The following is a 26,565-nucleotide window of genomic DNA, read 5'->3' as shown; positions in this document are numbered from 1 at the left end:
TTATGTTAAATCCATCAATTGATTCATTATTAACAAAAATCGATTCTAAATATACACTTGTAACAGTAGCTGCAAAACGTGCGCGTGAAATGCAACTTGCTGATAACTGTGTTATCGAGCAACCTGTTTCTCATAAATGTGTAGGTAAATCACTAGAAGAAATCGATGCAGAAGTATTAAAATATGTACCGAGTGAAGGCAAAATCATCGATTAAGACATTCTTTTCGACAAATGAAAACATAGACTTTATAATTTTCTATGTAACGGTAACAACCTATTTACAAGTAGGTTGTTATTTTTTTACGATAGGGAAGAAATATTGGTACTGACGAGCTGGGAATTCTGATTCAGTATTATAAGTTTGAAAAAGAAAGAGGACGAGCCATATGCTAAAAGGGAAAAAGATACTTCTATGTGTAACAGGAGGCATTGCGGTCTTTAAAGCGGCTGCGTTAACTAGTAAATTGACACAAGCTGGTGCTATTGTAAAAGTAATGATGAGTGAGTCGGCAATGAAGTTTGTTACGCCTCTTACATTTCAAGCACTTTCTCGCCATGACGTATATACAGATACATTCGATGAGAAAGACTCAGCTGTTATTGCACATATCGATTTAGCAGATTGGGCAGATGTAGTACTTGTTGCACCAGCTACTGCCAATTGTATTGGGAAGTTAGCTGGCGGTATTGCAGACGATATGATTACAACTACTTTGTTAGCTACTACAGCCCCAGTGTGGATTGCACCTGCTATGAATGTGCATATGTATGAAAATAAAATTGTTCAAAAAAATATGATGACGTTAAAAACGTTAGGATATACATTTATTGAGCCTGGAGAAGGTTTTTTAGCGTGTGGTTATGTAGCGAAGGGAAGACTAGAAGAACCGGAAGCAATTATTGCACGATTAGAAGAGGCTTTTTCAGAACAAAAACCATTGCGAGGAAAAAAAATATTAATAACTGCTGGCCCAACTCGTGAAAAGATTGATCCAGTTCGTTTTATGACCAATTTTTCTTCTGGAAAAATGGGATATGCAATTGCGGAAGTGGCAGCGAACTTAGGTGCTGATGTCATACTTGTTTCGGGACCGACAGCATTAAACCCACCATTACATGTAAATACGGTACAAGTGGAATCTGCACAAGATATGTTAGAAGTAGTTCTGCAACAGTATCAAAACATAGATGTTGTCATTAAAACAGCAGCAGTTGCAGATTATCGCCCGAAATATGTTCATGATAATAAAATGAAAAAGAAAAATGGTGATGCTGTAATCGAACTCGAGAGAACAGTAGATATTTTAAAAACGTTAGGTGAGATGAAGGACAAACAGTTACTGATCGGTTTTGCGGCTGAAACGACAAACGTAGAAGAATACGCAACAAAAAAATTACGTGAGAAAAATGCGAATATGATTGTTGCGAACGATGTAAAGGCGCAAGGAGCCGGATTTGGTACAGATACGAACATTGTAACAATGTATAGAAAAGATGGAGAAGTTATAGAGTTGCCACTTTTAACGAAGAAAGAGGTTGCTCGTGAAATATTAAAGCAAATTGAAATGATGTTAGAAGATGATCGTCTATGAAATTTGCAAGTGTAATTGTTGATGTACCTGCACGTCAGACAGATCGACCATTTGATTATATTATCCCTAAAAAGTGGGAAGATATTGTCCAGACAGGCATGCGTGTAGTAGTTCCATTTGGTCCAAGGAAATTGCAAGGCTTTATTATTGGGATCAAAGATTCGGCTGAAGTAGAAAGTAAGAAATTAAAGACAATCCATGAAATATTAGATGTAACACCAGTTTTAAACGAAGAATTATTAAAGCTTGGATATTGGCTTACAAGCGAAACATTATGTTATATGATTTCAGCTTTTCAAGTCATGCTTCCAACGGCGATAAAAGCGACGTATAAAAAGCGTCTACAACTTCGTAAACAAGAAGAAGTAGCACCTGAACTACTGTTTTTATTTCAGGACAAAGAAGCGATAGATTGGGAAGTTATTGAGACACAGCCACATCTATACCGCACGATTCAACAAGAAATTAAAAATGGCACGATTGAAGTTGTTTATCAAGTAAAAGATAAAGTGCAAAAGAAGAAACAAAGAGTCGTCCAACCGGAGTTGCCAGAAGATAAATTAGAATTAGCAGCATTTGAACTGAAAAGTAAAAAACAACAAGATGTACTCTATTATTTTGTGGAAAATTATAAAAGTGTGCCGTTGAAAGTCATAACAGAAGAGTTGCAAATAACAGATGCTCCGATTAAAGCACTTGTTAAAAAAGGGCTAATCTCAGAAAAGTATGTGGAAGTATATCGGAATCCGTATGACGATGATGATTTTGAACAAACGAAACCATTCCCACTTACGGAGGAACAAAAGCAAGTTATTACACCGATTTTATCATCAATTACAAATGAAACTTACAATCCATTTTTACTATATGGTGTTACAGGAAGCGGAAAAACAGAAGTGTATTTACAATCTATAGCAGCGGTACTTGCGAAAGGGAAAGAAGCTATTGTGCTTGTTCCTGAAATTGCACTAACGCCTCAAATGGTAGATCGTTTTAAAGGTAGATTTGGCTCGCAAGTTGCGGTTCTTCATAGTGCGCTGTCTGTTGGAGAAAAATATGATGAATGGCGTAAGATTTTAAGAAAAGAAGTGAAAGTTGTAGTTGGTGCACGTTCAGCCGTATTTGCACCTTTTGAAAATTTAGGGATTATTATTATTGATGAGGAGCACGAATCGAGCTATAAGCAAGAAGATAATCCGAGGTATCATGCAAGGGATGTAGCTGTGTGGAGGGGACAATATCATAAATGTCCTATCGTTCTTGGTAGTGCAACACCGACACTTGAATCGTTTGCAAGAGCGAAAAAAGGTGTGTATGAATTACTAACGATGGAAAAACGTATGAACGAACAAGCTTTACCAACAGTAGAGATTGTTGATATGCGTGAGGAACTTCGTGACGGGAATCGTTCAATGTTTTCGAAGGCATTGCATGAAAAAATAGCAGATCGATTAGAAAAGAAAGAACAGATGGTGCTCTTTTTAAATAGAAGAGGTCATTCTACATTTGTTATGTGCCGTGATTGCGGGTATGTTGTACAATGTCCGCATTGTGATATCTCGCTGACATATCATAAAATGAACCATCGTTTAAAATGTCATTATTGCAGTTACGAAGAGAATATGCCGACTGAGTGTCCTGCTTGTCAAAGTACATATATTCGTTTCTTTGGTACAGGTACACAAAAGGTAGAAGAAGAAATTACAAAACTATTTCCAGAGGCACGAGTCATTCGAATGGATGTAGATACGACAAGTCGCAAAGGAATGCATGAAAAATTATTAAAGGCATTCGGGGAAGAAAAAGCAGATATACTACTTGGAACACAAATGATTGCGAAAGGATTAGATTTTCCTAAAGTAACGCTTGTCGGGGTTTTAACTGCAGATACGATGCTTCACTTACCTGATTTTCGAGCGAGTGAAAAGACGTATCAGTTATTGACGCAAGTAAGTGGACGGGCAGGCAGACATGAATTGCCAGGGGAAGTTATAATTCAAACGTATACGCCAGAACATTACAGTATAGAATTAGCAAAGAACCAACATTATGATGTGTTTTTTGATCAAGAAATGCAAATGAGACGAACAAGACAATATCCACCTTATTACTATGTTGTACTTGTAACAGTATCTCATCCAGAATTATTAAAGGCAGTGCAAGTGACGGAAAAAATTGTCGGTCATTTACGGGCGCACTGCACGCAGCAAACGATGGTGTTAGGACCGGTTGCTTCAGCAATTCCAAGGATAAAAGATAGATATCGTTATCAATGCATGATAAAATACAAACGGGAACCAAACTTAAAGAACGTGCTCAAAATGGTAAATGAACATTATCAAGCAGAAATGCAAAAAGAGCTACAAATCTCAATTGATTTTAATCCAACAATGTTAATGTAGCGGAGGGAAATATGGCAGTTTTAGAAATAGTAAAGCATCCAAATGAAGTGTTAGAAACACCATGCGAAAGAGTAATTAACTTTGATAAAAAGTTAGTGAAATTGTTGAAAGATATGCATGAAACAATGTTAATTGCGGACGGAGTCGGTTTAGCCGCGCCTCAAGTAGGTGTAAGCTTGCAAGTAGCGGTAGTTGATACCGATGATGATACGGGGAAAATCGAGTTAATCAATCCATCGATACTAGAAAAACGTGGTGAACAAGTAGGTCCCGAAGGTTGTTTAAGCTTCCCGGGACTTTATGGTGAAGTGGAACGTGCGGATTATATTAAAGTACGTGCGCAAAATCGCCGAGGTAAAGTATTTTTACTAGAAGCAGAAGGATTTTTAGCACGTGCCATTCAACATGAAATCGATCATTTACACGGTGTGTTATTTACATCGAAAGCGACAAGATATTATGAGGAAAACGAATTAGAATAGGTATTAAAAGGAGCGGTTTTTTAATGATAAAAGTAGTATTTATGGGAACACCGGACTTTTCAGTGCCGGTGCTTCGTCGTCTTATCGAAGATGGCTATGATGTAATAGGTGTTGTGACGCAGCCTGATCGTCCGGTAGGTAGAAAAAAAGTATTAACACCTACACCTGTTAAAGTTGAAGCAGAAAAACATGGTATTCCGGTGTTACAACCGTTAAGAATTCGTGAAAAAGACGAATATGAACAGGTCTTGGCATTAGAGCCAGATTTAATTGTAACAGCTGCTTTCGGTCAAATTGTACCAAATGAAATTTTAGAAGCACCGAAGTATGGATGTATTAACGTCCATGCGTCTTTACTACCTGAACTTCGTGGTGGTGCACCAATCCATTATGCAATTATGGAAGGTAAAGAAAAAACGGGTATTACAATTATGTATATGGTAGAGAAATTGGATGCTGGTGATATCTTAACGCAAGTAGAAGTGGAGATTGAAGAGCGTGAAACGACAGGTTCTTTATTCGATAAGTTAAGTGAAGCAGGGGCACACCTTCTATCTAAAACAGTACCTTTATTAATCCAAGGTAAGTTAGAACCAATTAAACAAAACGAAGAAGAAGTAACGTTTGCATATAATATAAAACGTGAGCAAGAGAAAATTGATTGGACAAAAACAGGTGAAGAAGTATACAATCACATTCGCGGATTGAATCCATGGCCAGTTGCTTATACGACTTTGGCAGGACAAGTTATTAAAGTATGGTGGGGAGAGAAGGTCTCTATTACAGAGAAAGCTGAACCAGGTACAATAGTAGCTCTTGAAGAAGATGGGTTTGTTGTTGCAACAGGGAATGAGACAGGTGTTAAAATCACTGAATTGCAACCTTCTGGTAAAAAACGTATGAGTTGTTCACAATTTTTACGCGGCACAAAACCTGAAATTGGAACGAAGTTAGGAGAAAATGCATGAGTAAAAATGTTCGTGAGTTAGCTCTTGATGGCTTAATTCAAGTAGAAAAAAGTGGTGCATACAGTAACCTACTTTTAAACAATCTAATTGAAAAAAATGCAATTGATAGAAAAGATATTGGTTTGTTAACTGAAATTGTATATGGAACGATTCAACGTCGTGACACATTAGATTATTATTTACAGCCTTTTTTAAAAAAGAAGGTTGAGGCGTGGGTAAGAGTATTACTTCGCTTATCTTTATACCAAATGATTTATTTAGATCGAGTGCCCGAAAGAGCGGCTATTCATGAAGCAGTTGAAATTGCAAAGCGTCGCGGGCATAAAGGGATTGCTGGTATGGTAAACGGGGTATTACGTTCGATTCAGAGAGAAGGAGTACCTTCTGTAGATGAAATCAAGGATCCAGTAGAACGTTTGGCAATTGCAACAAGTCATCCAATGTGGCTTGTTCAAGACTGGGCATCTGAATATGGTTTAGAGACAGCAGAGAAAATGTGTGAAGTGAACATGTTACCCCCAGTACCAACAGCGCGTGTAAATGTTGATAAAATAACAGTAGAAGAAGCGATTGAGTTGTTGGCTAGTGAAGGTATTGAAGCGAAGAGCGGCGATTTATCAGAGGATGCAATTCAAATTGAAAGAGGGAATGTAGCGCATACAGATGCGTTCAAAAAAGGTTTTCTTTCTATTCAAGATGAAAGTTCTATGCTTGTAGCGCGCGCTTTAGAACCAAATGAGGGAGATGTAGTTCTTGATAGTTGTGCTGCTCCGGGCGGAAAAACAACGCACATTGCAGAGCGATTAAAAGGAACAGGTCAAGTTATGTCTCTTGATTTACATGCACACAAAGTACGTTTAATTAAGCAACAAGCAGAGCGACTTGGTCTAGAAAATGTCGAAACAAAAGCACTAGATGCTAGAAAAGTGCAAGAACACTTTGCAAATGAAACATTTGATAAAATATTAGTAGATGCACCATGTTCTGGATTTGGTGTGATTAGACGTAAACCTGATATTAAGTTAGGTAAAAATAAAGGCGATAGTGAAAGATTATCGACGATTCAACTTGCAATACTAGAAAAAATAGCACCATTGTTAAAACAAGGTGGTCGCCTTGTTTATAGTACGTGCACAATAGAAAAAATAGAAAATGAACAAGTAATTAAGCAATTTTTACAAGAGCATCCTGAATTTGAATGGGATACTACGATAAAAGATCGCATGCCAGAAAAGTTAAATCCGTATATTGATGAAGGTCAAGTACGAATTTTACCGCATTATTTTGCAACAGATGGCTTTTATATTGCTTGTTTAAGGAAGAAGGTGTAGCATCGTGGAAACGACTGTGAGAAAACAAAAGAAAAATCTAGAAACGAAGAAACCATCAATTTATTCTTTACAACTTCATGAAATGCAAGATTGGTTAAAGGAACAAGGAGAACCAAAGTTCCGTGCAGGACAAATCTTTGATTGGCTATATAAAAAACGTGTAAAAAATTATGACGACATGTCGAATCTTTCTAAAGGATTACGCGATAAATTGTCGAATTCCTTTGATATTACTACTTTAAATACATTGGTAAAACAAACGTCTTCTGATGGAACAATTAAATTCTTATTCCAATTATATGATGGTTATTCTATTGAAACAGTGTTAATGCGACATGAATATGGAAATTCTATTTGTGTAACAACACAGGTCGGATGCCGTATTGGTTGTACGTTCTGTGCATCTACACTTGGTGGGTTAAAACGAAACTTAGAGGCTGGAGAGATTGTAGCGCAAGTAGTAGAAGTGCAACGTGCACTTGATGAAACAGAAGAACGTGTAAGTTCACTTGTTGTTATGGGAATTGGAGAACCGTTTGATAATTACGACAACTTAATGTCATTCTTACGCATTATAAACCATGAAAAAGGAATTCATATTGGCGCAAGACATATGACAGTTTCAACAAGTGGAATTGTTCCAAAAATTTATAAGTTCGCTGAAGAAGATATGCAAATTAATTTTGCGATTTCATTGCATTCTGCAAATACAGAGTTACGTTCTAAATTAATGCCGATTAACCGTGCTTATAAGCTACCAGACTTAATGGAAGCTGTTAAATACTATGTAAATAAAACAGGGCGTCGTATTACGTTTGAATATGGCTTATTTGGAGGAGAAAATGACCAAGTTGAGCAAGCTGAAGAACTTGCTGCGCTTTTAAAAGGTGTAAAATGTCATGTAAACTTAATTCCGGTAAACTACGTACCTGAACGTGATTATGTACGTACGCCACGTGAACAAATTTTCTTATTTGAAAAAACGTTAAAAGATCGTGGAGTGAATGTAACAATTCGCCGTGAACAAGGTCATGATATTGATGCAGCCTGCGGTCAGTTACGTGCGAAGGAGCGTAAAGAAGAGACGAGGTGACGAGATGAAAGCCGTGTTTCTATCGGATAAAGGAAAAGTTCGTCAACATAATGAAGATAGTGCAGGAGTTTTTCACAATTTAGATGGAAATATTTTAGCGGTAGTAGCAGATGGAATGGGAGGTCATCGAGCTGGTGATGTGGCTAGCTCGATGACCATTCAATTATTCCATGATTATTGGAAGCAAACGCATAATATGAATGAACCAAAAAAAGTAGAAGAGTGGTTACATACGAGTGTTGGGATTATTAATGAGCGTATATATGAGTACTCTAAACAACATGTAGAATGTAATGGTATGGGAACAACACTTATAATAGCGATTTGTACGCCAAACTTTGTGACAATAGGTCATATAGGAGATAGTCGTTGTTATATGGTATCAGAGGGGGAAATCTCGCTTGTAACGGAAGATCATTCCCTTGTAAATGAACTTGTGAGACATGGTGAAATTTCAAAAGAAGACGCAGAATATCACCCGAAAAAGAATGTTTTGTTAAGGGCATTAGGAACAGAAGAAAAAGTCGGCTTAGATGTGAAAACATTGGTGCTTGAGGAAGATGATCAGTTACTTCTTTGCTCTGATGGATTATCTAACAAAGTTTCTATTGCTGATATGCAACAAATTTTACAGCTAAATGAACAGCTTGAAACTAAGGGACAACGTCTCATTCAATTGGCGAATGATCGTGGCGGGGAAGATAATATCACCCTTGTTCTTATTGATTATGCGGGTTCGACAAACGAAAGTAGGTGAAGTGCAACGTGCTGATTGGAAAACGCTTAAATGACCGTTATAAGCTACTGAAAATGATTGGTGGCGGTGGAATGGCCAATGTGTATTTAGCTCATGATGATATACTTGGCCGAGATGTAGCGGTAAAAATATTAAGACTCGACTATTCAAATAACGAAGAGTTTATTAAACGTTTCCATCGAGAAGCGCAGTCTGTTACAACGTTGTCGCATCCAAATATTGTGAATATGTATGATGTCGGAGAAGAAGATGGTATATATTATCTTGTAATGGAGTATGTACCAGGACAAACATTGAAGCAATACATAATTGAGAGAGGGATGTTACCTATAGGAGAAGCTCTTGATATTATGGAGCAGTTAACATCCGCCATGGCACACGCCCATCATTTTGAAATTGTGCACCGTGATATTAAACCGCACAATATTTTAATTCGAGCTGATGGAGTAATAAAAGTAACAGATTTTGGAATTGCGACAGCTACAAGTGCAACAACAATTACACATACAAATTCGGTACTCGGTTCGGTGCATTATTTATCACCAGAACAAGCACGCGGCGGGATAGCAAATAAACAATCAGATATTTATTCTCTAGGAATCGTTATGTTTGAGTTGTTAACAGGAAGACAACCGTTTTCTGGCGAATCTGCTGTTGCTATAGCTTTAAAACATTTACAAAGTGAAATTCCGTCTCCAAAGAGATGGAATGAAAATATTCCGCAAAGTGTCGAAAATATTATATTAAAGGCAACTGCGAAAGATCCGTTTCACCGATATCAATCTGCCAATGCGATGAAACGAGATATTGAAACTGCGCTATATCCAGAGAGGATAAATGAGCAGCCATTTTACATACCGGAAGATATGGAAGCGACAAAAGCGATTCCTATTATTCAACAAGAACAATTATTCGAAAATGTAACTGATGAAACAATTGTTTTAAAAGGAAATAAAGTGGACGAACAAAAAAGAAAAGAAGAAACGGAATCAAATAAGAAGAAAAAAAGAAGTAATAAATGGATTAAAGTTTTAATAACGACATTTTTACTTTTAGCAATTGGAATAACGTTAGCGCTTACTGTTATTCCGGGATTCTTTATTCCAAAAGATGTAAAAGTCCCTGATGTGGCGGGTATGAAGTATGCGACAGCAGTAAATAAATTAGTTGAAAAGGGTTTTGAGGTTACGGAACCTAATATTGTATATACAGATGATGTTGAAGCCGGTGATGTGATAAAAACAGACCCTGTGGCAGGAAGAGTCGTGAAAGAAAACTCTAAAATTACTATCTATCAATCAGGCGGAAAAAAGAAAAGTAAGATGAGTGATCTCACAGGAAAAGATTTTGAGAGTATAAGGGCTGAATTAGAAGAAAAATATAAGCAAGTTACAATAAATTATATTGAAAATGATAGGCCAAAAGGTGAAATCGTAGAGCAAATTCCGACGCCGGATCAAATGGTAGTAGAGGCGGAACAAGAACTGAAAATTTGGGTAAGTAAAGGTCCTTATCAAATTAGACCAGGTGATTTCTCAGGATGGACTGAAAATAGCGTAAATGGTTATTTGAATGAGAGAAAACTAACTCCAGATATAAAACGAGAGTATTCCGATACTGTTGATAAAGGACTTGTAATTTCGCAATCTCCAAAACCAGGAACACCGTTAAAAGAAGGAGATAAAGTGACGATTGTCATCTCAGAGGGTCCTAAGCCGAAAGTAACGAAAACAGTGAAAGTGGGTAATATTTCTATTCCGTATGAGTCTTCTATAATAGGTGAGAAAAAACCGCAAACGATAGAAATTTATAAAGAAGATATGCAACAAAAAATGGATAGACCAATTGAAACTAGAACAATTTCAGAGTCGGCAACTATTTCTTTAGAATTTGTAATTCAAGAAGGTACAAAAGGACACTATAAAATTGTACGAGATGGTGTAACGATTATCGACAAAGAAGTACCATACCCAACTCAATAATAATGACTTCCATTTTCTTTCTAGAGGGGATGGAATGTATTACTCTTGCCTGTTATGCTGTCCACTTATAGTGGAATGTATAACAGGCAAAAATATATGATTCAAAAAGTTATAAAAGTGATACTGTTATAAATAATATGTTGAATTTGATGGTAGATTAAATATATTAACTTGTATATATGACGGGTTTTGAAATAAGTATTTAAAGAATTCTAATCCATTCAATATGAATTACAGGTTCACTTTATACAAAATAAAGGAGAATTATATGCCAGAAGGAAAAATTGTAAAAGCTCTAAGTGGGTTTTATTATGTGCAGCATGAAGAAGGGATTACCCAATGCCGCGGGCGTGGTGTGTTCAGAAAAAATAAAATTACACCACTGGTAGGAGACCAAGTTGTTTTTCAAGCAGATAATCCGAGTGAAGGATACGTGCTTGAAGTATTTGATCGAAAAAATGAACTTGTTAGGCCTCCTATTGCTAATGTTGATCAAGCAATTCTCGTTTTCTCAGCAGTAGAACCAGATTTTAATCCGGGACTGTTAGATCGATTTTTAGTGCTGATTGAATATCATAATATTAAGCCGATTATTTGCATTAGTAAGATGGATTTAGTGGATGAAAGAATGAGAGAGACTGTTGAATCTTATGCGAATGACTATCGTGAGATGGGATATGATGTATTATTTACTTCTATAAATACATCGGAAAGTATTGATATTTTAAAACCATTCTTAGAAGGCTGTGTTTCTGTTGTAGCAGGGCAATCTGGTGTTGGGAAATCTTCTATGCTTAACGTTTTACGCCCAGATTTAGAATTGAAAACGAATGATATTTCCTCGCATTTAGGACGCGGGAAACATACGACAAGACACGTAGAATTAATTGCGGTTGGAAGCGGACTAGTTGCAGATACACCTGGTTTTAGTTCACTTGATTTCATAGATATAGAGGTAGAAGATCTTACATATTGTTTTCCAGAGTTGAAAGAAGCGAGCCAATACTGTAAATTTAGAGGGTGTACACATCTTTCCGAACCGAAATGTGCTGTGAAGGCTGCGGTTGAAGAAGGAAAAATTACAGAATATCGTTATAAGAATTACAAACAATTCGTAGAAGAAATTAGAGAGAGAAAGCCGAGGTATTAGTTATGATTAAAATTGCACCATCGATCTTATCAGCAGATTTTTCAAAATTAGGGGAAGAGATTAAAGATGTAGAAAAAGGCGGAGCGGATTACATTCACGTCGATGTAATGGATGGACATTTCGTACCAAATATTACGATTGGACCATTAATTGTAGAAGCTATCCGTCCGATTACATCGTTACCATTAGATGTACATTTAATGATTGAAAATCCTGATAACTATATCCCGACTTTCGCAAAAGCGGGAGCGGATATTATTACTGTTCATGTAGAGGCGTGCCCTCATCTGCATCGTACAATTCAGTTAATTAAATCTCATGGCATTAAAGCGGGAGTTGTATTAAATCCGCATACGCCAGTTTCAACGATTGAGCATGTATTAGAAGATGTAGATATGGTATTACTTATGACAGTAAACCCAGGATTTGGTGGGCAGAAATTTATCCATTCTGTATTACCGAAAATCAAACAAGTTGCAGAAATGGTTAAAGAGCGCAATCTAGAAGTAGAAATTGAAGTTGATGGTGGTGTCAATGCTGAAACAGCAAGACTTTGTGTTGAAGCAGGAGCAAATGTGCTTGTAGCTGGATCAGCAGTATACAATCAAAAAGACCGCGGTGAAGCAATTCGTGTCATTCGTGGATAATGAATGAACGAGTCTTTATCCCAGTGAAACTTCTAGTGTAGTAAGTTTTCACTATTTATAAAGGATAGAGAAAAAATATGTAAAAAGGCAATCTACCGAATGGCAGATTGCCTTTTTACAATAGAAGGGGAAGGAAACATGATTATTCATATTTTAGCGGGCGGACCTGCGGAATATTGTGCAGATTTTTCTCGATATGAAAGTGAGAAAGTAGTGTGGGCGGCAGTTGATAGAGGCGTATATCGTTTATTAAAAGGAGGAATTACTCCAGCTGTTGCGTTTGGAGATTACGATTCAGTTACTGAAGAAGAATTAGTATGGATGGGCCAGCAAACAAATGACTTACATATTGTTCCTCGTGAAAAAGATCAAACAGATTTAGAAATTGCGATTAACTGGGCGTTAGAACAAAATCCGACATTGATTCGTATTTTTGGTGCCACTGGTGGAAGGCTGGATCACGGTTTAGCAAATATACAGATGCTTTTAAGAGGGTTAGAAGTAGAGATAGAAATGTGTATTGTAGACAATAAAAATGAAATAAGCGTGAAAAAAGTGGGTACACATATAATTGAAGACAATAAAAATTTCCCTTATGTATCTTTTGTGCCGGTTACTGAAATAGTGGAAGGGATTACATTGCTTGGATTTAAGTATCCTCTAACTAATAAAACAATAGAATGGGGATCAACACTTTGTATCAGTAATGAACTCGTTGAGGAAAAAGGTACTTTTTCATTTACTTCTGGCATATTAATGGTGATAAGAAGCACTGATTAAAGAAACAATTTTGCTCCTTACATCATATAGTGAACAAGTGGAGTAATGGGGATTAGGAGGGAAACCATGAGATTTTATACAATTAAGTTACCTAAATTTCTTGGTGGAATTGTTCGTGCCATGTTAAATACCTTCAAAAAAGATTAAAAAAAGCACCTATTACCGGTGCTTTTTTCATTGTCATAGTAAAAAAAGAGCCTAGAGGCTCTTTTTTTTATTATTAAACACGTTCGATTTTGCCAGATTTTAATGCTCTAGCAGAAACGTAAACACGTTGAACTTTTCCGTCGATGCGTACGCGAACTTTTTGAAGGTTAGCGCCCCATTTACGTTTTGTAGCGTTCATTGCGTGAGAACGAGAGTTACCAGAACGAGCTTTTCTTCCAGTGATAGCACAAACACGAGCCATTTATATTTCCCTCCCTTGATACCTTACCATACGTAATTTTTCAATGTTAGTCTTTTTTGCGATGCTAAAAACACTACTATAATTTAACACAACTAAAAAGAGAATGCAACACCGTAGAAAAAAGAAATCAAGAAAAATTACTTGACACCATATGTCGATGATGAAAAGCTGAAATCAAGAAAAATTACTTGACATATTATAGTGGTACATGTTGTATAATAACAATGGACTATTTTGCTCATCATAAAAAATGTGATTTAAAACATAAAATATGAGAGTGAAAAGAAAGAACGATGGAATTTTCTTTAAAAAGATTATATGATAGTAACTAAAGTAGTCTAGCTCACTTTCACCATTTATGAAGGGGGAAACGAGATGTCAATTGAAATTAAAACGAAGTATGGTCAAATTGATATTAGTACAGATGTAATTGCAACAATTGCTGGAGGTGCCGCAGTAGATTGCTACGGTATCGTAGGTATGGCATCAAAAAATCAGTTAAAAGATGGTTTAACAGATATTTTACGAAAAGAAAACTTCACTAGAGGTGTTATTGTTCGTAAAGATGAAGATGAAGTACATATTGATATGTATATTATTGTGAGCTATGGTACGAAAATTTCAGAAGTAGCACATAACGTGCAGACGAAAGTGAAATATACATTAGATCAAACTGTAGGACTAGCAGTAGATTCTGTAAACATCTACGTACAAGGAGTTAAAGTAATAAACTTGTAATGTGCATTAAGGAGGAAAATCTGTGTCAATTCAAAAAATTGATGGGAAACGTTTATCACAAATGATCATGCAAGGAGCGAATAATTTAACAAATAATGTTCAGCTTGTTGATGCATTAAACGTATTTCCAGTTCCAGATGGCGATACCGGTACAAACATGAACTTATCAATGACTTCAGGCGCACGTGAAGTGAAAGAAAATCCTTCACAGCATGCTGGTAAAGTCGGCGTAAGTTTAGCCAAAGGATTATTAATGGGAGCTCGTGGTAACTCTGGTGTTATTTTATCTCAGTTATTCCGTGGTTTCTCTAAATCCATTGAACAAAAAGAAGAATTAACAACAGTTGATTTTGCTGCAGCTTTAGATGCTGGGGTAGAAGCGGCTTACAAAGCGGTTATGAAACCGATTGAAGGAACGATTTTAACGGTTGCAAGAGAAACGGGTAAATATGCAGTGACAGTTGCGAAAAAACAGCGCGACTTTGTTTTGTTTATGGAAGACGTTGTGAAAGAAGCAAATGCATCGTTAAATCGTACGCCAGATTTATTACCTGTATTAAAACAAGTTGGCGTTGTAGATAGCGGTGGTAAAGGTCTTGTTGTTGTATATGAAGGATTTTTAGCTGACTTAAAAGGAGAAACGATTTCTTCTAATGTGTCTGCCCAACCATCTATGAATGACATGGTACGCGCAGAACATCACCGTAGTGTACAAAGCCAATTGAGTACAGAAGATATAAAGTATGGATATTGTACGGAATTCATGGTGAAATTAGAGCCTGAAAAAATGAAAGAACATAATTTCTCTGAACAAAAATTCCGTGAAGATATTAGTGTATACGGAGATTCACTACTTGTTGTATCAGATGATGAGGTTGTTAAGGTTCATATTCATGCGGAACATCCTGGAGATCCTATGAATTATGGACAACGCTATGGTAGTTTAATTAAAATTAAAGTAGAAAATATGCGTGAACAGCATACTGCTTTATTAGATGAGCCTACTATGATGCCTGAGCCGACTAGCCAGTCTAAAGAGAAACAACCGTACGGTATCGTAACTGTAGCTATGGGATCTGGTATCAAAACTTTATTTGAGAGCATTGGCGCGACGAAAGTGATCGAAGGTGGCCAAACGATGAATCCAAGTACGGAGGATATTGTGAAGGCGATTGAAGAAGCGAACGCTGAAAAAATCATTATTTTACCGAATAACGGAAATATCGTGATGGCAGCAGAACAAGCAGCGTCTGTTGTTGATCAAGAAGTGATTGTGATTCGTTCGAAAACAGTTCCTCAAGGTATGGCTGCAATGTTAGCATTTAATCCAGTTGGAACGTTAGAAGAGAATGAAGAAAACATGAAAGAAGCTTTATCTCATGTGAAAACCGGTCAAATTACGTATGCGGTACGTGATACGGAAATTGATGGTGTAGCAATTCAAAAAGATGATTTCATGTGTATCGCAGATGGAAAAATCGTATCAACAAATGCTGAAAAAGTAGGGGCTGCAAAGCAATTACTAGAAGCACTTATTGATGAAGATTCTGAAATCGTAACGATTCTACAAGGTGAAGATGCGACTGACGAAGAAGTAGCTGAGTTAGTTGAATTTGTAGAAGAGAATTTTGAAGATGCAGAAGTAGAAGTACATGCTGGAAACCAACCGGTGTATTCTTTCATCTTCTCTGTAGAATAAGAAAAAATTCGTTTTGAAAATAAATGGATTACTTACTTGCTAATGGATAAGAAGTAGTAATATGAAGTTTATTACTAGTTTTTATTCAAAAGGCTAGTATATTGAAGATAAAAAAGAGCCTTGCTGCTAATAGTAAGGCTCTTTTCTTTCGTGTTGCTTATGATGGATTTGAGTAGTTTCTCTTAGAATGCCTATGATAGAATATATAAGGTGAAATAGAGCGATTACTGATGTCAATCGCGTTAATGGATAATGAATCAAAGAAAATAATGTGACGGAGCGTGAGAATCTTGAATGAAGTTGTACAAGTTCCTGTTACGGATGTAAAGGGAATCGGAGGAGAAACATCTGAATTACTACACGAGATGGGAATTTATACAGTTTCTCATCTATTAGAACATTTTCCGTACCGTTATGAAGATTATGCGATGAAAGATCTTGCTGAAGTAAAGCATGATGAACGGGTAACAGTTGAAGGGAAAGTTCATAGTTCTCCTTTACTACAATATTACGGGAAGAAGAAGTCGCGTCTTACGGTTCGTGTCCTCGTCGGTCGTTATTTAATTACAGCTGTATGTTTTAATAGGCCGTACTATAAGCAGAAGTTAAATTTAGATGAAACGGTAACGATTACTGGTAAATGGGATCAGCATCGTCAAACGATTGCGGTATCAGAGCTTCATTTTGGACCAGTTGCACGTCAACAAGAAGTAGAGCCTGTATACTCAGTGAAAGGGAAACTTACAGTAAAGCAGATGCGCCGTTTTATTGCCCAAGCATTCAAGGAGTATGGAGAATCTATAGTTGAAGTGCTGCCTGATGGATTGCTTAGTCGATATAAATTATTGCCGCGTTATGAAGCGCTTCGGGCATTGCATTTTCCAGCAGGGCAGGAAGATTTAAAACAAGCACGTCGCCGTTTTGTGTATGAGGAGTTTTTCTTATTTCAGCTGAAAATGCAAACATTACGGAAAATGGAGAGGGAAAATTCGAAAGGGACGAAAAAAGAAATTCCTTCAGCAGAATTGCAAGAGTTTATCGATGCACTTCCGTTTCCGTTAACTGGTGCACAGAGCCGGGTAGTAGATGAAATTATGAAAGATATGGCATCTCCTTATCGGATGAATCGTCTGTTGCAAGGTGATGTAGGTTCTGGGAAAACAGTCGTTGCAGCGATTGGCCTTTATGCAGCGAAATTAGCACATTATCAAGGTGCTTTAATGGTTCCTACAGAAATTTTAGCGGAGCAACATTATCAATCGCTCGCAGAGACGTTCTCACACTTTGGTATGAAGGTTGAATTGCTAACAAGTTCTGTTAAAGGTGTAAGGCGTCGAGAGATTTTGGCTAAATTAGAACAAGGAGAAATAGATATCCTTGTCGGAACACATGCTTTAATTCAAGATGAAGTTATCTTTCATAGGTTAGGTCTCGTTATTACTGATGAACAACATCGATTTGGTGTAGCGCAGCGACGGGTTTTAAGGGAGAAAGGTGAAAGTCCAGATGTATTATTTATGACAGCGACCCCAATTCCACGTACGTTAGCAATTACTGCATTTGGAGAGATGGATGTTTCTATAATCGATGAGATGCCAGCTGGTAGAAAGGTAATTGAAACATACTGGGCAAAACATGATATGTTAGATCGAGTTCTCGGTTTTGTAGAGAAGGAGATAAAAAAAGGGAGACAAGCATATGTAATTTGTCCCCTTATTGAAGAATCTGAGAAACTTGATGTACAAAATGCGATTGACTTACATAGTATGCTGACTTATCACTATCAAGGGAAATGTCAAGTTGGATTAATGCATGGAAGATTATCATCTCAAGAAAAAGAAGAGATAATGGGACAATTTAGTGAAAATAAAGTGCAAATTCTCGTGTCGACAACAGTTGTTGAAGTAGGTGTGAACGTACCGAATGCGACTGTCATGGTTATTTATGATGCAGAACGTTTCGGTTTATCGCAGCTTCATCAGCTCAGGGGACGTGTTGGGCGTGGTAGTGAACAATCATATTGTTTATTAATCGCGGATCCAAAATCGGAAACGGGAAAAGAGCGAATGCGTATTATGACCGAAACGAACGATGGATTTGTATTGTCAGAAAAAGATTTAGAGTTAAGAGGTCCTGGAGATTTCTTTGGAAGTAAGCAAAGTGGTTTACCAGAATTCAAGGTTGCTGATATGGTACATGATTATCGAGCGTTAGAAACTGCAAGACAAGATGCAGCATTACTAGTAGATTCCGAAGCGTTTTGGCATAATGATCAATATGCTTCGCTGCGTACTTATCTTGACGGGACAGGTGTGTTCCAAGGAGAGAAGCTCGATTAAAGGGAGGCAACAAAAGTTTTTGTTGCATTCTACTTTTAATGATTATATACTACTGTTAGTACCTAGTCATAAAAATGGATGGTGCGGTATGAAAAAAAGAAGAAGTAAAAAAGAAAGACAAGAATTATTACAACAAACAATAGAAACGAATCCTTTTATTACGGATGAAGATTTAGCAGAAAAATTTCAAGTGAGTATACAAACCGTACGTCTTGATCGTATGGAATTATCTATTCCTGAATTAAGAGAAAGAATTAAACATGTAGCTACGAAGCAACATGAAGAAGATGTGAAATCTTTACCGTTAGAAGAGGTTGTCGGAGAAATTATCGATATAGAATTAGATAGACATGCGATTTCTATCTTTGAAGTGAAGGTAGAACACGTATTTAAAAGAAATCAGATTGCCCGTGGGCATCATTTGTTTGCACAAGCAAACTCACTAGCTGTTGCAGTTATTGATGAAGAATTAGCTTTAACTGCAAAGTCTACCATTCGATACATTCGTCCTGTAAAATTAGGAGAGCGTGTTGTTGCAAAAGCACGCGTTGAAGATGTAGAGAATGATAAAGGACGGACCGTTGTAAAAGTGCGTAGCTTTGTTGGAGAAGAACTTGTTTTTACAGGCACTTTTGAAATGTATCGATCTAGTAATTATAGTGAGGAAGGTAACAACTTATGAAAATCGCAATAGATGCAATGGGCGGCGATCACGCTCCAAAGGCTGTCGTATTAGGAGCAATGAAAGCTATTAAGGAATATTCTGATTTACATATTACGTTAGTAGGGAAAGAAGAGGAAATTCGTCAATACTTAACGAGTGAAGAACGAATTACTATACTTCATACAGATGAAAAAATCGAATCGACAGATGAACCAGTAAGAGCGGTTCGTCGAAAAAAACAAGCTTCAATGGTACTAGCAGCGCAGCAAGTGAAAGACGGCGTAGCGGATGCTTGTATATCAGCTGGTAGTACAGGAGCTTTAATGGCGGCTGGATTGTTTGTTGTAGGTCGTATGGAAGGAATTGAGCGACCAGCTTTATCCCCTACAATGCCAACTGTTGATGGAGAAGGTTTTGTTATGTTAGATGTTGGAGCGAACGTTGATGCAAAACCAATTCATTTATATCAATATGCAGTAATTGGATCTGTATACGCTGAGAAAGTAAGGGGAATTAAAAATCCTCGCGTTGGACTTTTGAACGTTGGAACAGAGGATGGCAAAGGGAACGAGCTTTCAAAACAAGTCTTTGCAATGCTTAAGGATGCCCCAATTAATTTCGTTGGGAACGTTGAATCAAGAGATTTATTGCAAGGTGTAGCAGATGTTGTTGTGTGTGATGGTTTTACAGGGAATGTAGCGCTAAAATCATTAGAAGGAACGGCACTTGCATTATTCTCTATGTTAAAAGAGCAGTTAATGAGTTCGTTTACGAGTAAATTAGCAGCAGCGGTATTAAAGCCAAAACTTATGGTATTAAAAGATAAAATGGATTATTCGGAGTATGGGGGAGCGGCATTGTTTGGATTGAAAGCTCCTGTCATTAAGGCTCACGGTTCTTCCAATGACCAATCGATATTTAGTGCGATTCGTCAAACGAGAGAAATGGTAGCGAAAGAAGTAATTCCTACTATTTCAAGTGTAATGGAGAAAGAGCCACTCCAATAAGAGGAGGATTTGAAATGGGAAAACTAGCATTTCTTTTTCCGGGCCAAGGTTCACAGGCAGTTGGAATGGGTAAACAGTTAGCGGAGAATAATAAAGAGGTTGCAAATGTGTTTGCAAAAGCAGATGAGGTGTTGCAAGATTCACTTTCAGAAGTGATTTTTGAAGGACCGCAGGAAAAGCTTACGTTAACGACAAATGCGCAGCCTGCCTTATTAACAACGAGTTTTGCTATTTTGACAGCTTTGAAAGAGTATGATATTACACCAGACTTTGTTGCAGGACATAGTTTAGGTGAATATAGCGCTCTTGTAGCAGCGGGTGCAATAACTTTTGAAGACGCTGTATACGCTGTAAGGAAACGTGGGGAATATATGGAAGAAGCTGTTCCTGGCGGAGAAGGTGCAATGGCGGCTATTTTAGGTGCTGATCCACATATGCTGAAACAAGTTACAGAAGAAGTAACAAGTGAAGGATATGCGGTACAAATCGCTAATATGAATAGTACGAAGCAAATTGTGATTTCTGGAACAAAGCAAGGAGTCGAGATTGCTTCTCAAAGAGCGAAAGAAAATGGTGCAAAGAGAGCAATTCCGCTTAAGGTAAGTGGACCGTTCCACTCTTCACTTATGAAGCCGGCAGCTGAGAAGTTCCAAAGTGTCCTAAATGAAATTACAATTCAAGATACGAATATTCCTGTTATCGCAAATGTAACAGCAGACGTTATTACAAGCGGTACACATATTCAAGAAAAGCTAATTGAACAGCTCTATTCGCCTGTCTTATGGTACCCGTCCATTGAAAATATGGTGAGTCAAGGTGTAGATACATTTATTGAGATTGGACCTGGGAAAGTACTTGCTGGACTTATGAAGTCAATTGATTCATCAGTGAAAGCATATGCGATATATGATGAAGAGACATTAAAAGATACCATTTCAAATTTGAGAGGAGAAAACTGATGTTAAAAGGGAAAGTAGCATTAGTAACTGGCGCGTCACGTGGAATTGGTCGTGCGATTGCGATTGATTTAGCGAAACAAGGGGCAAATGTTGTAGTAAATTATGCTGGTAATGAGCAAAAGGCAAATGAAGTAGTTGATGAAATAAAGAAATTAGGTTCGGATGCAATTGCAGTAAGAGCAGATGTTGCAAATGCTGAAGACGTTACAAATATGGTGAAACAAACTGTAGATACATTTGGACAAGTTGATATTCTTGTAAATAATGCAGGTGTAACAAAAGATAATTTATTAATGCGTATGAAAGAAGAAGAATGGGATACAGTTATTAATACAAACCTAAAAGGTGTATTCTTATGTACGAAGGCAGTATCTCGATATATGATGCGTCAACGTCATGGACGTATTATTAATATCGCTTCTGTTGTTGGAGTAACAGGTAATCCAGGACAAGCAAACTATGTTGCTGCTAAAGCGGGTGTAATTGGATTAACAAAAACATCAGCAAAAGAGTTAGCGAGCCGTAATATTACTGTAAATGCAATTGCTCCTGGGTTTATTGCCACAGATATGACAGACGTATTAGATGAAAATATAAAAGCTGAAATGTTAAAATTAATTCCTGTAGCTCAGTTTGGTGAAGCGGAGGATATCGCAAATGTTGTAACTTTCTTTGCTTCTGATCAAAGCAAATATGTTACAGGTCAAACGTTAAATGTTGATGGCGGTATGGTAATGTAATAAAAGAATTGATTTCAGCTAGTTTTTTTGGCCAATATTTAATATAATATTTGAGGGGAGGTGAATGGAATGGCAGATGTTTTAGAGCGTGTAACAAAAATCATCGTTGATCGTTTAGGTGTAGAAGAAACTGAAGTAGTACCAGCTGCGAGCTTTAAAGAAGATTTAGGCGCAGACTCCCTAGATGTAGTAGAACTTGTAATGCAATTGGAAGATGAATTCGAAATGGAAATTTCTGATGAAGATGCTGAAAAGATTGCTACTGTTGGCGATGCTGTGACTTACATAGAGAGTCATCTATAATGCTTAAGTGAAGTCCCGTTTTTTAGCGGGGCTTCTCGGCTTATATCTGGAGGGACTTATGCCGTACCGAAAACATAGAGAAAAAAAATACGAAACAAAATATCGTGAAGCGTTTAAAGTATTTCAAGAAGAAATAGGTATTACGTTTTCTGATGAAAAATTATTGATTCAAGCATTTACGCATTCATCGTATGTGAATGAGCATCGAAAAAAACCGCATGAGGACAATGAGCGTCTTGAATTTCTTGGTGATGCTGTATTGGAACTCACTGTATCGCAGTATCTGTTTCAAAAATATCCGACAATGAGCGAAGGAGAGTTAACAAAACTACGTGCAGCTATTGTATGTGAACCATCTCTTGTTCGTTTTGCAAACGAATTGTCATTTGGTAGCCTTGTTTTATTAGGAAAAGGCGAGGAAATGACGGGTGGACGTGAACGACCAGCTTTATTAGCGGATGTCTTTGAAGCGTTTATTGGTGCCCTTTATCTTGATCAAGGGCTTGAAACAGTTTGGGGATTCTTAAAAGAAGTTGTATATCCGAAAATTAATGAAGGTGCTTTTTCTCATGTGATGGATTATAAGAGTCAATTACAAGAGTTGATTCAGCGTGATGGTAGTGGCAATATTGAGTATCAAATTTTGCAAGAAAAAGGACCGGCTCATAACCGAGAATTTGTGTCACGTGTTACGTTAAATAATGTGGCTTTAGGTCTTGGTAGTGGCAAGTCGAAAAAAGAAGCAGAGCAACAAGCTGCTGCAGAAGCATTGAAAAAATTAAAAGAACAACTATAAGGAATCCCCCTTTGAATGAGGGGGATTCCTTATGCATAGAATGAAACTTTCTTTTTGTTTGTGAATAAAAGGAAGGGAAATCCGTATAATAGCTTGTTTTTGTATAGACAACAGTTATAACAACGGAGAATAGGAGGAAGGCCTTTCGTGTTTTTAAAAAGATTAGAAATAGCAGGATTTAAGTCGTTTGCTGAGCGTGTATCTGTTGATTTTGTCCCAGGTGTAACTTCTGTAGTAGGACCTAATGGAAGTGGGAAAAGTAATATTACTGATGCGATTCGCTGGGTACTTGGTGAACAATCTGCAAAATCGTTACGTGGTGCAAAGATGGAGGATATTATTTTTGCAGGCAGTGATACGAGAAGAGCAGTTAATGTTGCTGAAGTAACATTAACTTTAAATAATGAAGATCAACGTTTGCCGATTGAATATAATGAGGTGTGTGTAACACGTCGTGTATCTCGTTCTGGTGATAGTGATTTTTATATTAATAAACAATCATGTAGATTGAAAGATATTATCGATTTATTTATGGACTCTGGTATGGGAAGAGAAGCTTTTTCGATTATTAGCCAGGGGAAAGTTGAAGAGATTTTAAGTAGTAAATCGGAAGAACGTCGTGGTGTATTTGAAGAAGCTGCTGGAGTGCTGAAATACAAACTTCGTAAAAAGAAAGCTGAAGCAAAATTAGCAGATACACAAGAAAACTTAAATCGTGTACAAGATATCATTCACGAATTAAGTAGTCAAGTAGAACCTTTAGAAAGACAAGCTTCTATTGCGAAAGATTATCTTGAGAAAAAAGAAGAATTAGAGAAAGTAGAAGCGGCGCTTATTGTACATGAAATTGAAGAATTACATGAGAAATGGGAAGCGCTTCGAAATCAGTTTGGGCATAATAAAAACGAAGAAGCTAAAATGTCAACGCATTTACAAAAAGGTGAAGAAGAGCTAGAGGAATTACGAGGACAATTACAAGCTGTAGATGAGTCTGTAGATTCCTTACAAGAAGTACTTCTTCTTTCTAGTAAAGAGCTAGAAAAGTTAGAAGGACAGCGTGAGTTATTAAAAGAGAGAAAACAAAATGCAACGACGCATTGTGCGCAACTCGAGCAGTTAATTGTTGAATTAACAGAGAAAGCTACAAGTTATGATGGTGAAATTGAATCCAGTACAGAAGTGTTGATGCAATTTGTAAATCAAGTAAAAGAGTTGGAAACGAAATTGCATGATAATGAGTTACTGCTTGCAACTTTTGCTGACAATTTAGAGGAACAAATTGAGAATTTAAAAGGTGACTATATTGAACTTTTAAATCAACAAGCTAGTCATCGCAATGAGTTATCTATGATTGAAGAACAATCTAAACAACAAAACTCTAAAAATGAACGCCTTGATGAAGAAAATGCGAAATATGTAGAAATGCGTATGGAAATTACCGCGAAAAAGACGAAGCTTGTGGAAAGTTATGAACAAGTGAAAGAAAAAGTAGCTGGTATCCTTTCGAATATACAAAAGACAGAAGCGGCACTTGGGAAATGCAAGACGCAGTATAGTGAAAATGAAACAAAACTGTATCAAGCGTATCAATTTGTACAACAGGCACGTTCTCGAAAAGAAATGCTAGAAGAGATGCAAGAAGATTACTCTGGTTTCTATCAAGGGGTACGTGAAGTATTAAAAGCTAGAGAAAATAAGCTGCAAGGTATCGAGGGTGCTGTCGCAGAACTGCTAACAGTACCGAAAGAATATGAAATTGCAATGGAAATTGCTCTAGGTGCAGCAATGCAGCATATTGTCGTACAAAAAGAAGAACATGCTCGTAATGCAATTGCGTTTTTAAAACAAAATAAACATGGGCGAGCAACGTTTTTACCGCAAGCTGTTATTAAAAGTAGATCGTTATCATTTGAACAATTACGTACTGTAAATCAACACCCATCGTTTGTAGGTGTGGCGGCAGAACTTGTGCAATATAACAATAAGTATGAAAATGTAGTTTCGAATTTATTAGGTACTGTTATTGTTGCGAAAGATTTACGCGGGGCAAATGAGTTAGCGAAACAACTGCAATACCGTTATCGCATTGTAACAATCGAAGGTGATGTCGTGAACCCTGGTGGTTCTATGACAGGTGGAGCGGTAAAACAGGCGAAATCTTCTTTATTAGGACGTCAACGTGAACTAGAAGAGTGGACGAGCAAGTTAACTGATATGGAAGAGAAAACAACGAAGTTAGAAAACTTTGTTAAAGCAGTAAAGCAAGAGATTCAAGAAAGAGAAGTGCAAATACGCGAACTAAGGCAAAGTGTAGAAGTAGAGCGTGTAGATGAACAGAAATTAAGAGAAGAAATTAATCGTTTAGAATTAGAAGAACATCGTATTAATGATCGTTTATCTATTTACGATTTAGAGATTGAAGGATTCTTACAAGATCAAGTGAAGATACAAGGGCGTAAAGAAGAGCTAGAAAAGATTTTAGCGACTCTTCAAGCGGAGATTACGGGATTAGATAGCAAAATTGTCGCTTTAACAAAACAAAAAAGTGAGCAGCATTCTTCTAAAGAAAAAGTTCAAAAAGAAATGACTGAGTTAAAAGTGTTGGCGGCTGAAAAGCAACAACGCTTATCTAATCAAAAAGAAAAAGTTGAACGATTGACGAAGGAAAAAGAAGAAACGGATGCAACGCTTGTCAAAACGAAAGAGGATTTAGCATTCTTAAAACAAGAAATGACATCGAATTCAAGTGGTGAAGAACAAATTACGAATATGATTGAGAAGAAAGCATATGATCGTAATCAAACTTCAGAGTTAATTCGCTCTCGTCGTGAACAACGCGTATCGTTACAAGAAAGAGTAGAACAGTTAGAGCGTAATCTGAAAGAAACAACAGGTAAGCATAAATACATTCTTGAGATGTTGAAAGATCAAGAAGTAAAAATAAACCGACTTGATGTAGAGTTAGAAAATAGATTACAACATTTACGTGAAACATATACAATTTCATTTGAAGCAGCAAAACTGAAGTATACAATGATAATGCCTGCCGAGGATGCACGTAAAAAGGTGAAACTAATTAAACTATCCATCGAAGAGCTAGGCACAGTAAACTTAGGGGCAATTGAAGAGTATGAGCGTGTAGCAGAGCGTCATACATTCTTACTAGAGCAAAAAGATGACCTAGAAGAAGCGAAAACGACATTACACCAGCTTATTACTGAAATGGATGAAGAGATGAAAAAACGCTTTTCTACTACGTTTGAAGGAATCCGAATGGAGTTTCAATCAGTATTCTCTGAATTATTTGGAGGCGGTAGAGCGGATTTAGTCATGACGAATCCAGAGGACTTATTAAATACGGGTATTGATATTGTAGCGCAACCGCCAGGGAAGAAACTGCAAAACTTAGGTTTACTTTCAGGTGGAGAGCGTGCTTTAACAGCAATTGCGCTGTTATTTGGTATTTTAAAAGTGCGTCCAGTTCCATTCTGTGTACTAGATGAGGTAGAGGCGGCTCTTGATGAGGCGAATGTTGCCCGTTTTGCACAGTATTTAAAGAAATTTAGTGATGAGACACAGTTTATTGTCATTACACATAGAAAAGGTACAATGGAAGAGTCTGACGTATTGTACGGTGTAACGATGCAAGAGTCAGGGGTATCTAAACTTGTTTCGGTTCGTTTAGATGATGGAGAAGAACTAGTGGTAAGTAATTAGGAAGGATGG

24 protein-coding genes are annotated in these 26,565 nt (G+C 37.1%); 23 read left to right on the top strand and 1 reads right to left on the bottom strand.

Annotation, left to right across the window (positions count from 1 at the left end):
- Positions 1 to 2: 2 nt before the first annotated feature.
- From rpoZ to spoVM, 13 genes are all read left to right on the top strand, one after another.
- Positions 3 to 215 carry a DNA-directed RNA polymerase subunit omega gene (rpoZ, locus tag MR115_RS03880; RefSeq protein ID WP_000933965.1) on the top strand — a complete coding sequence of 71 codons (213 nt, stop codon included), beginning with the start codon at positions 3 to 5 and terminating at the stop codon, positions 213 to 215.
- A 172-nt stretch (positions 216 to 387) separates the two neighbouring features.
- A complete protein-coding gene (gene coaBC / locus MR115_RS03875) occupies positions 388 to 1,593 on the top strand; it encodes a bifunctional phosphopantothenoylcysteine decarboxylase/phosphopantothenate--cysteine ligase CoaBC (protein WP_242240042.1) in 1,206 nt (401 codons plus the stop codon).
- Positions 1,590 to 3,995, top strand: coding sequence for a primosomal protein N' (gene priA / locus MR115_RS03870; protein WP_242240040.1), 2,406 nt, complete (start codon positions 1,590 to 1,592; stop codon positions 3,993 to 3,995). The genes coaBC and priA overlap by 4 nt, the downstream gene beginning before the upstream one ends.
- An 11-nt stretch (positions 3,996 to 4,006) precedes the next feature.
- On the top strand, positions 4,007 to 4,477 hold the full coding sequence (gene def / locus MR115_RS03865) for a peptide deformylase (protein ID WP_242240037.1): 471 nt from the start codon (positions 4,007 to 4,009) through the stop codon (positions 4,475 to 4,477).
- A 23-nt stretch (positions 4,478 to 4,500) separates the two neighbouring features.
- Positions 4,501 to 5,445 carry a methionyl-tRNA formyltransferase gene (gene fmt / locus MR115_RS03860; RefSeq protein WP_000598793.1) on the top strand — a complete coding sequence of 315 codons (945 nt, stop codon included), beginning with the start codon at positions 4,501 to 4,503 and terminating at the stop codon, positions 5,443 to 5,445.
- Positions 5,442 to 6,776: a 16S rRNA (cytosine(967)-C(5))-methyltransferase RsmB gene (gene rsmB, locus MR115_RS03855; RefSeq protein ID WP_242240034.1), complete on the top strand. Its 1,335-nt coding sequence runs from the start codon at positions 5,442 to 5,444 to the stop codon at positions 6,774 to 6,776. Before fmt ends, rsmB begins: the two co-directional genes overlap by 4 nt.
- Before the next feature lie 4 nt (positions 6,777 to 6,780).
- Complete coding sequence (gene rlmN, locus MR115_RS03850) at positions 6,781 to 7,869, top strand: dual-specificity RNA methyltransferase RlmN (RefSeq protein WP_000450538.1); 1,089 nt, start codon at positions 6,781 to 6,783, stop codon at positions 7,867 to 7,869.
- A gap of 4 nt (positions 7,870 to 7,873) precedes the next feature.
- The gene (locus MR115_RS03845) at positions 7,874 to 8,626 is read left to right on the top strand and encodes a Stp1/IreP family PP2C-type Ser/Thr phosphatase (RefSeq protein ID WP_000648694.1); all 753 of its coding nucleotides are present in this window, start codon (positions 7,874 to 7,876) and stop codon (positions 8,624 to 8,626) included.
- Between the two features lie 8 nt (positions 8,627 to 8,634).
- On the top strand, positions 8,635 to 10,608 hold the full coding sequence (gene prkC, locus MR115_RS03840; RefSeq protein ID WP_242240031.1) for a serine/threonine protein kinase PrkC: 1,974 nt from the start codon (positions 8,635 to 8,637) through the stop codon (positions 10,606 to 10,608).
- Positions 10,609 to 10,876: 268 nt separating this feature from the next.
- Complete coding sequence (gene rsgA, locus MR115_RS03835; protein WP_001113938.1) at positions 10,877 to 11,758, top strand: ribosome small subunit-dependent GTPase A; 882 nt, start codon at positions 10,877 to 10,879, stop codon at positions 11,756 to 11,758.
- A 2-nt stretch (positions 11,759 to 11,760) separates the two neighbouring features.
- On the top strand, positions 11,761 to 12,405 hold the full coding sequence (gene rpe / locus MR115_RS03830; protein WP_242240029.1) for a ribulose-phosphate 3-epimerase: 645 nt from the start codon (positions 11,761 to 11,763) through the stop codon (positions 12,403 to 12,405).
- 99 nt (positions 12,406 to 12,504) lie between these two features.
- Positions 12,505 to 13,185, top strand: coding sequence for a thiamine diphosphokinase (locus MR115_RS03825; protein WP_061678215.1), 681 nt, complete (start codon positions 12,505 to 12,507; stop codon positions 13,183 to 13,185).
- Positions 13,186 to 13,251: 66 nt separating this feature from the next.
- Positions 13,252 to 13,332 carry a stage V sporulation protein SpoVM gene (gene spoVM, locus MR115_RS03820; RefSeq protein WP_001213599.1) on the top strand — a complete coding sequence of 27 codons (81 nt, stop codon included), beginning with the start codon at positions 13,252 to 13,254 and terminating at the stop codon, positions 13,330 to 13,332.
- A gap of 73 nt (positions 13,333 to 13,405) precedes the next feature.
- Here spoVM and rpmB read toward each other — a convergent pair whose 3' ends face one another.
- Positions 13,406 to 13,594, bottom strand: a complete 189-nt coding sequence (gene rpmB, locus MR115_RS03815) for a 50S ribosomal protein L28 (RefSeq protein WP_000124776.1) — start codon at positions 13,592 to 13,594, stop codon at positions 13,406 to 13,408.
- A 375-nt stretch (positions 13,595 to 13,969) separates the two neighbouring features.
- On the opposite strand from rpmB, the gene MR115_RS03810 reads away from it, so the two are divergent.
- The 10 genes from MR115_RS03810 to smc all read left to right on the top strand — a co-directional run bounded on the left by MR115_RS03810 (position 13,970) and on the right by smc (position 26,556).
- The gene (locus MR115_RS03810; protein ID WP_000021109.1) at positions 13,970 to 14,332 is read left to right on the top strand and encodes an Asp23/Gls24 family envelope stress response protein; all 363 of its coding nucleotides are present in this window, start codon (positions 13,970 to 13,972) and stop codon (positions 14,330 to 14,332) included.
- A 22-nt stretch (positions 14,333 to 14,354) separates the two neighbouring features.
- Positions 14,355 to 16,031, top strand: coding sequence for a DAK2 domain-containing protein (locus tag MR115_RS03805; protein ID WP_061678214.1), 1,677 nt, complete (start codon positions 14,355 to 14,357; stop codon positions 16,029 to 16,031).
- Between the two features lie 290 nt (positions 16,032 to 16,321).
- Complete coding sequence (recG, locus tag MR115_RS03800) at positions 16,322 to 18,370, top strand: ATP-dependent DNA helicase RecG (RefSeq protein WP_242240026.1); 2,049 nt, start codon at positions 16,322 to 16,324, stop codon at positions 18,368 to 18,370.
- Between the two features lie 88 nt (positions 18,371 to 18,458).
- The gene (gene fapR, locus MR115_RS03795; RefSeq protein ID WP_000747352.1) at positions 18,459 to 19,052 is read left to right on the top strand and encodes a transcription factor FapR; all 594 of its coding nucleotides are present in this window, start codon (positions 18,459 to 18,461) and stop codon (positions 19,050 to 19,052) included.
- Positions 19,049 to 20,041, top strand: a complete 993-nt coding sequence (gene plsX / locus MR115_RS03790; protein WP_242240024.1) for a phosphate acyltransferase PlsX — start codon at positions 19,049 to 19,051, stop codon at positions 20,039 to 20,041. Before fapR ends, plsX begins: the two co-directional genes overlap by 4 nt.
- A gap of 14 nt (positions 20,042 to 20,055) precedes the next feature.
- On the top strand, positions 20,056 to 21,000 hold the full coding sequence (gene fabD / locus MR115_RS03785; RefSeq protein WP_061678212.1) for an ACP S-malonyltransferase: 945 nt from the start codon (positions 20,056 to 20,058) through the stop codon (positions 20,998 to 21,000).
- Positions 21,000 to 21,740 (top strand): 3-oxoacyl-[acyl-carrier-protein] reductase, encoded by a 741-nt coding sequence (fabG, locus tag MR115_RS03780; protein WP_242240022.1) that lies wholly within the window; start codon positions 21,000 to 21,002, stop codon positions 21,738 to 21,740. The genes fabD and fabG overlap by 1 nt, the downstream gene beginning before the upstream one ends.
- A 69-nt stretch (positions 21,741 to 21,809) precedes the next feature.
- Complete coding sequence (gene acpP, locus MR115_RS03775; RefSeq protein ID WP_000786062.1) at positions 21,810 to 22,043, top strand: acyl carrier protein; 234 nt, start codon at positions 21,810 to 21,812, stop codon at positions 22,041 to 22,043.
- Between the two features lie 58 nt (positions 22,044 to 22,101).
- Entirely contained in the window at positions 22,102 to 22,839 is a 738-nt protein-coding gene (rncS, locus tag MR115_RS03770; protein ID WP_001146868.1) for a ribonuclease III, read from the top strand.
- 147 nt (positions 22,840 to 22,986) lie between these two features.
- Positions 22,987 to 26,556, top strand: a complete 3,570-nt coding sequence (smc, locus tag MR115_RS03765) for a chromosome segregation protein SMC (RefSeq protein ID WP_242240020.1) — start codon at positions 22,987 to 22,989, stop codon at positions 26,554 to 26,556.
- The last annotated feature ends 9 nt before the right edge of the window (positions 26,557 to 26,565 follow it).

It is taken from the genome of Bacillus cereus group sp. BfR-BA-01309 (assembly GCF_022664315.1).
GTDB lineage: Bacteria > Bacillota > Bacilli > Bacillales > Bacillaceae_G > Bacillus_A > Bacillus_A mobilis.
This window is presented reverse-complemented; position numbering and strand designations above follow the sequence as displayed.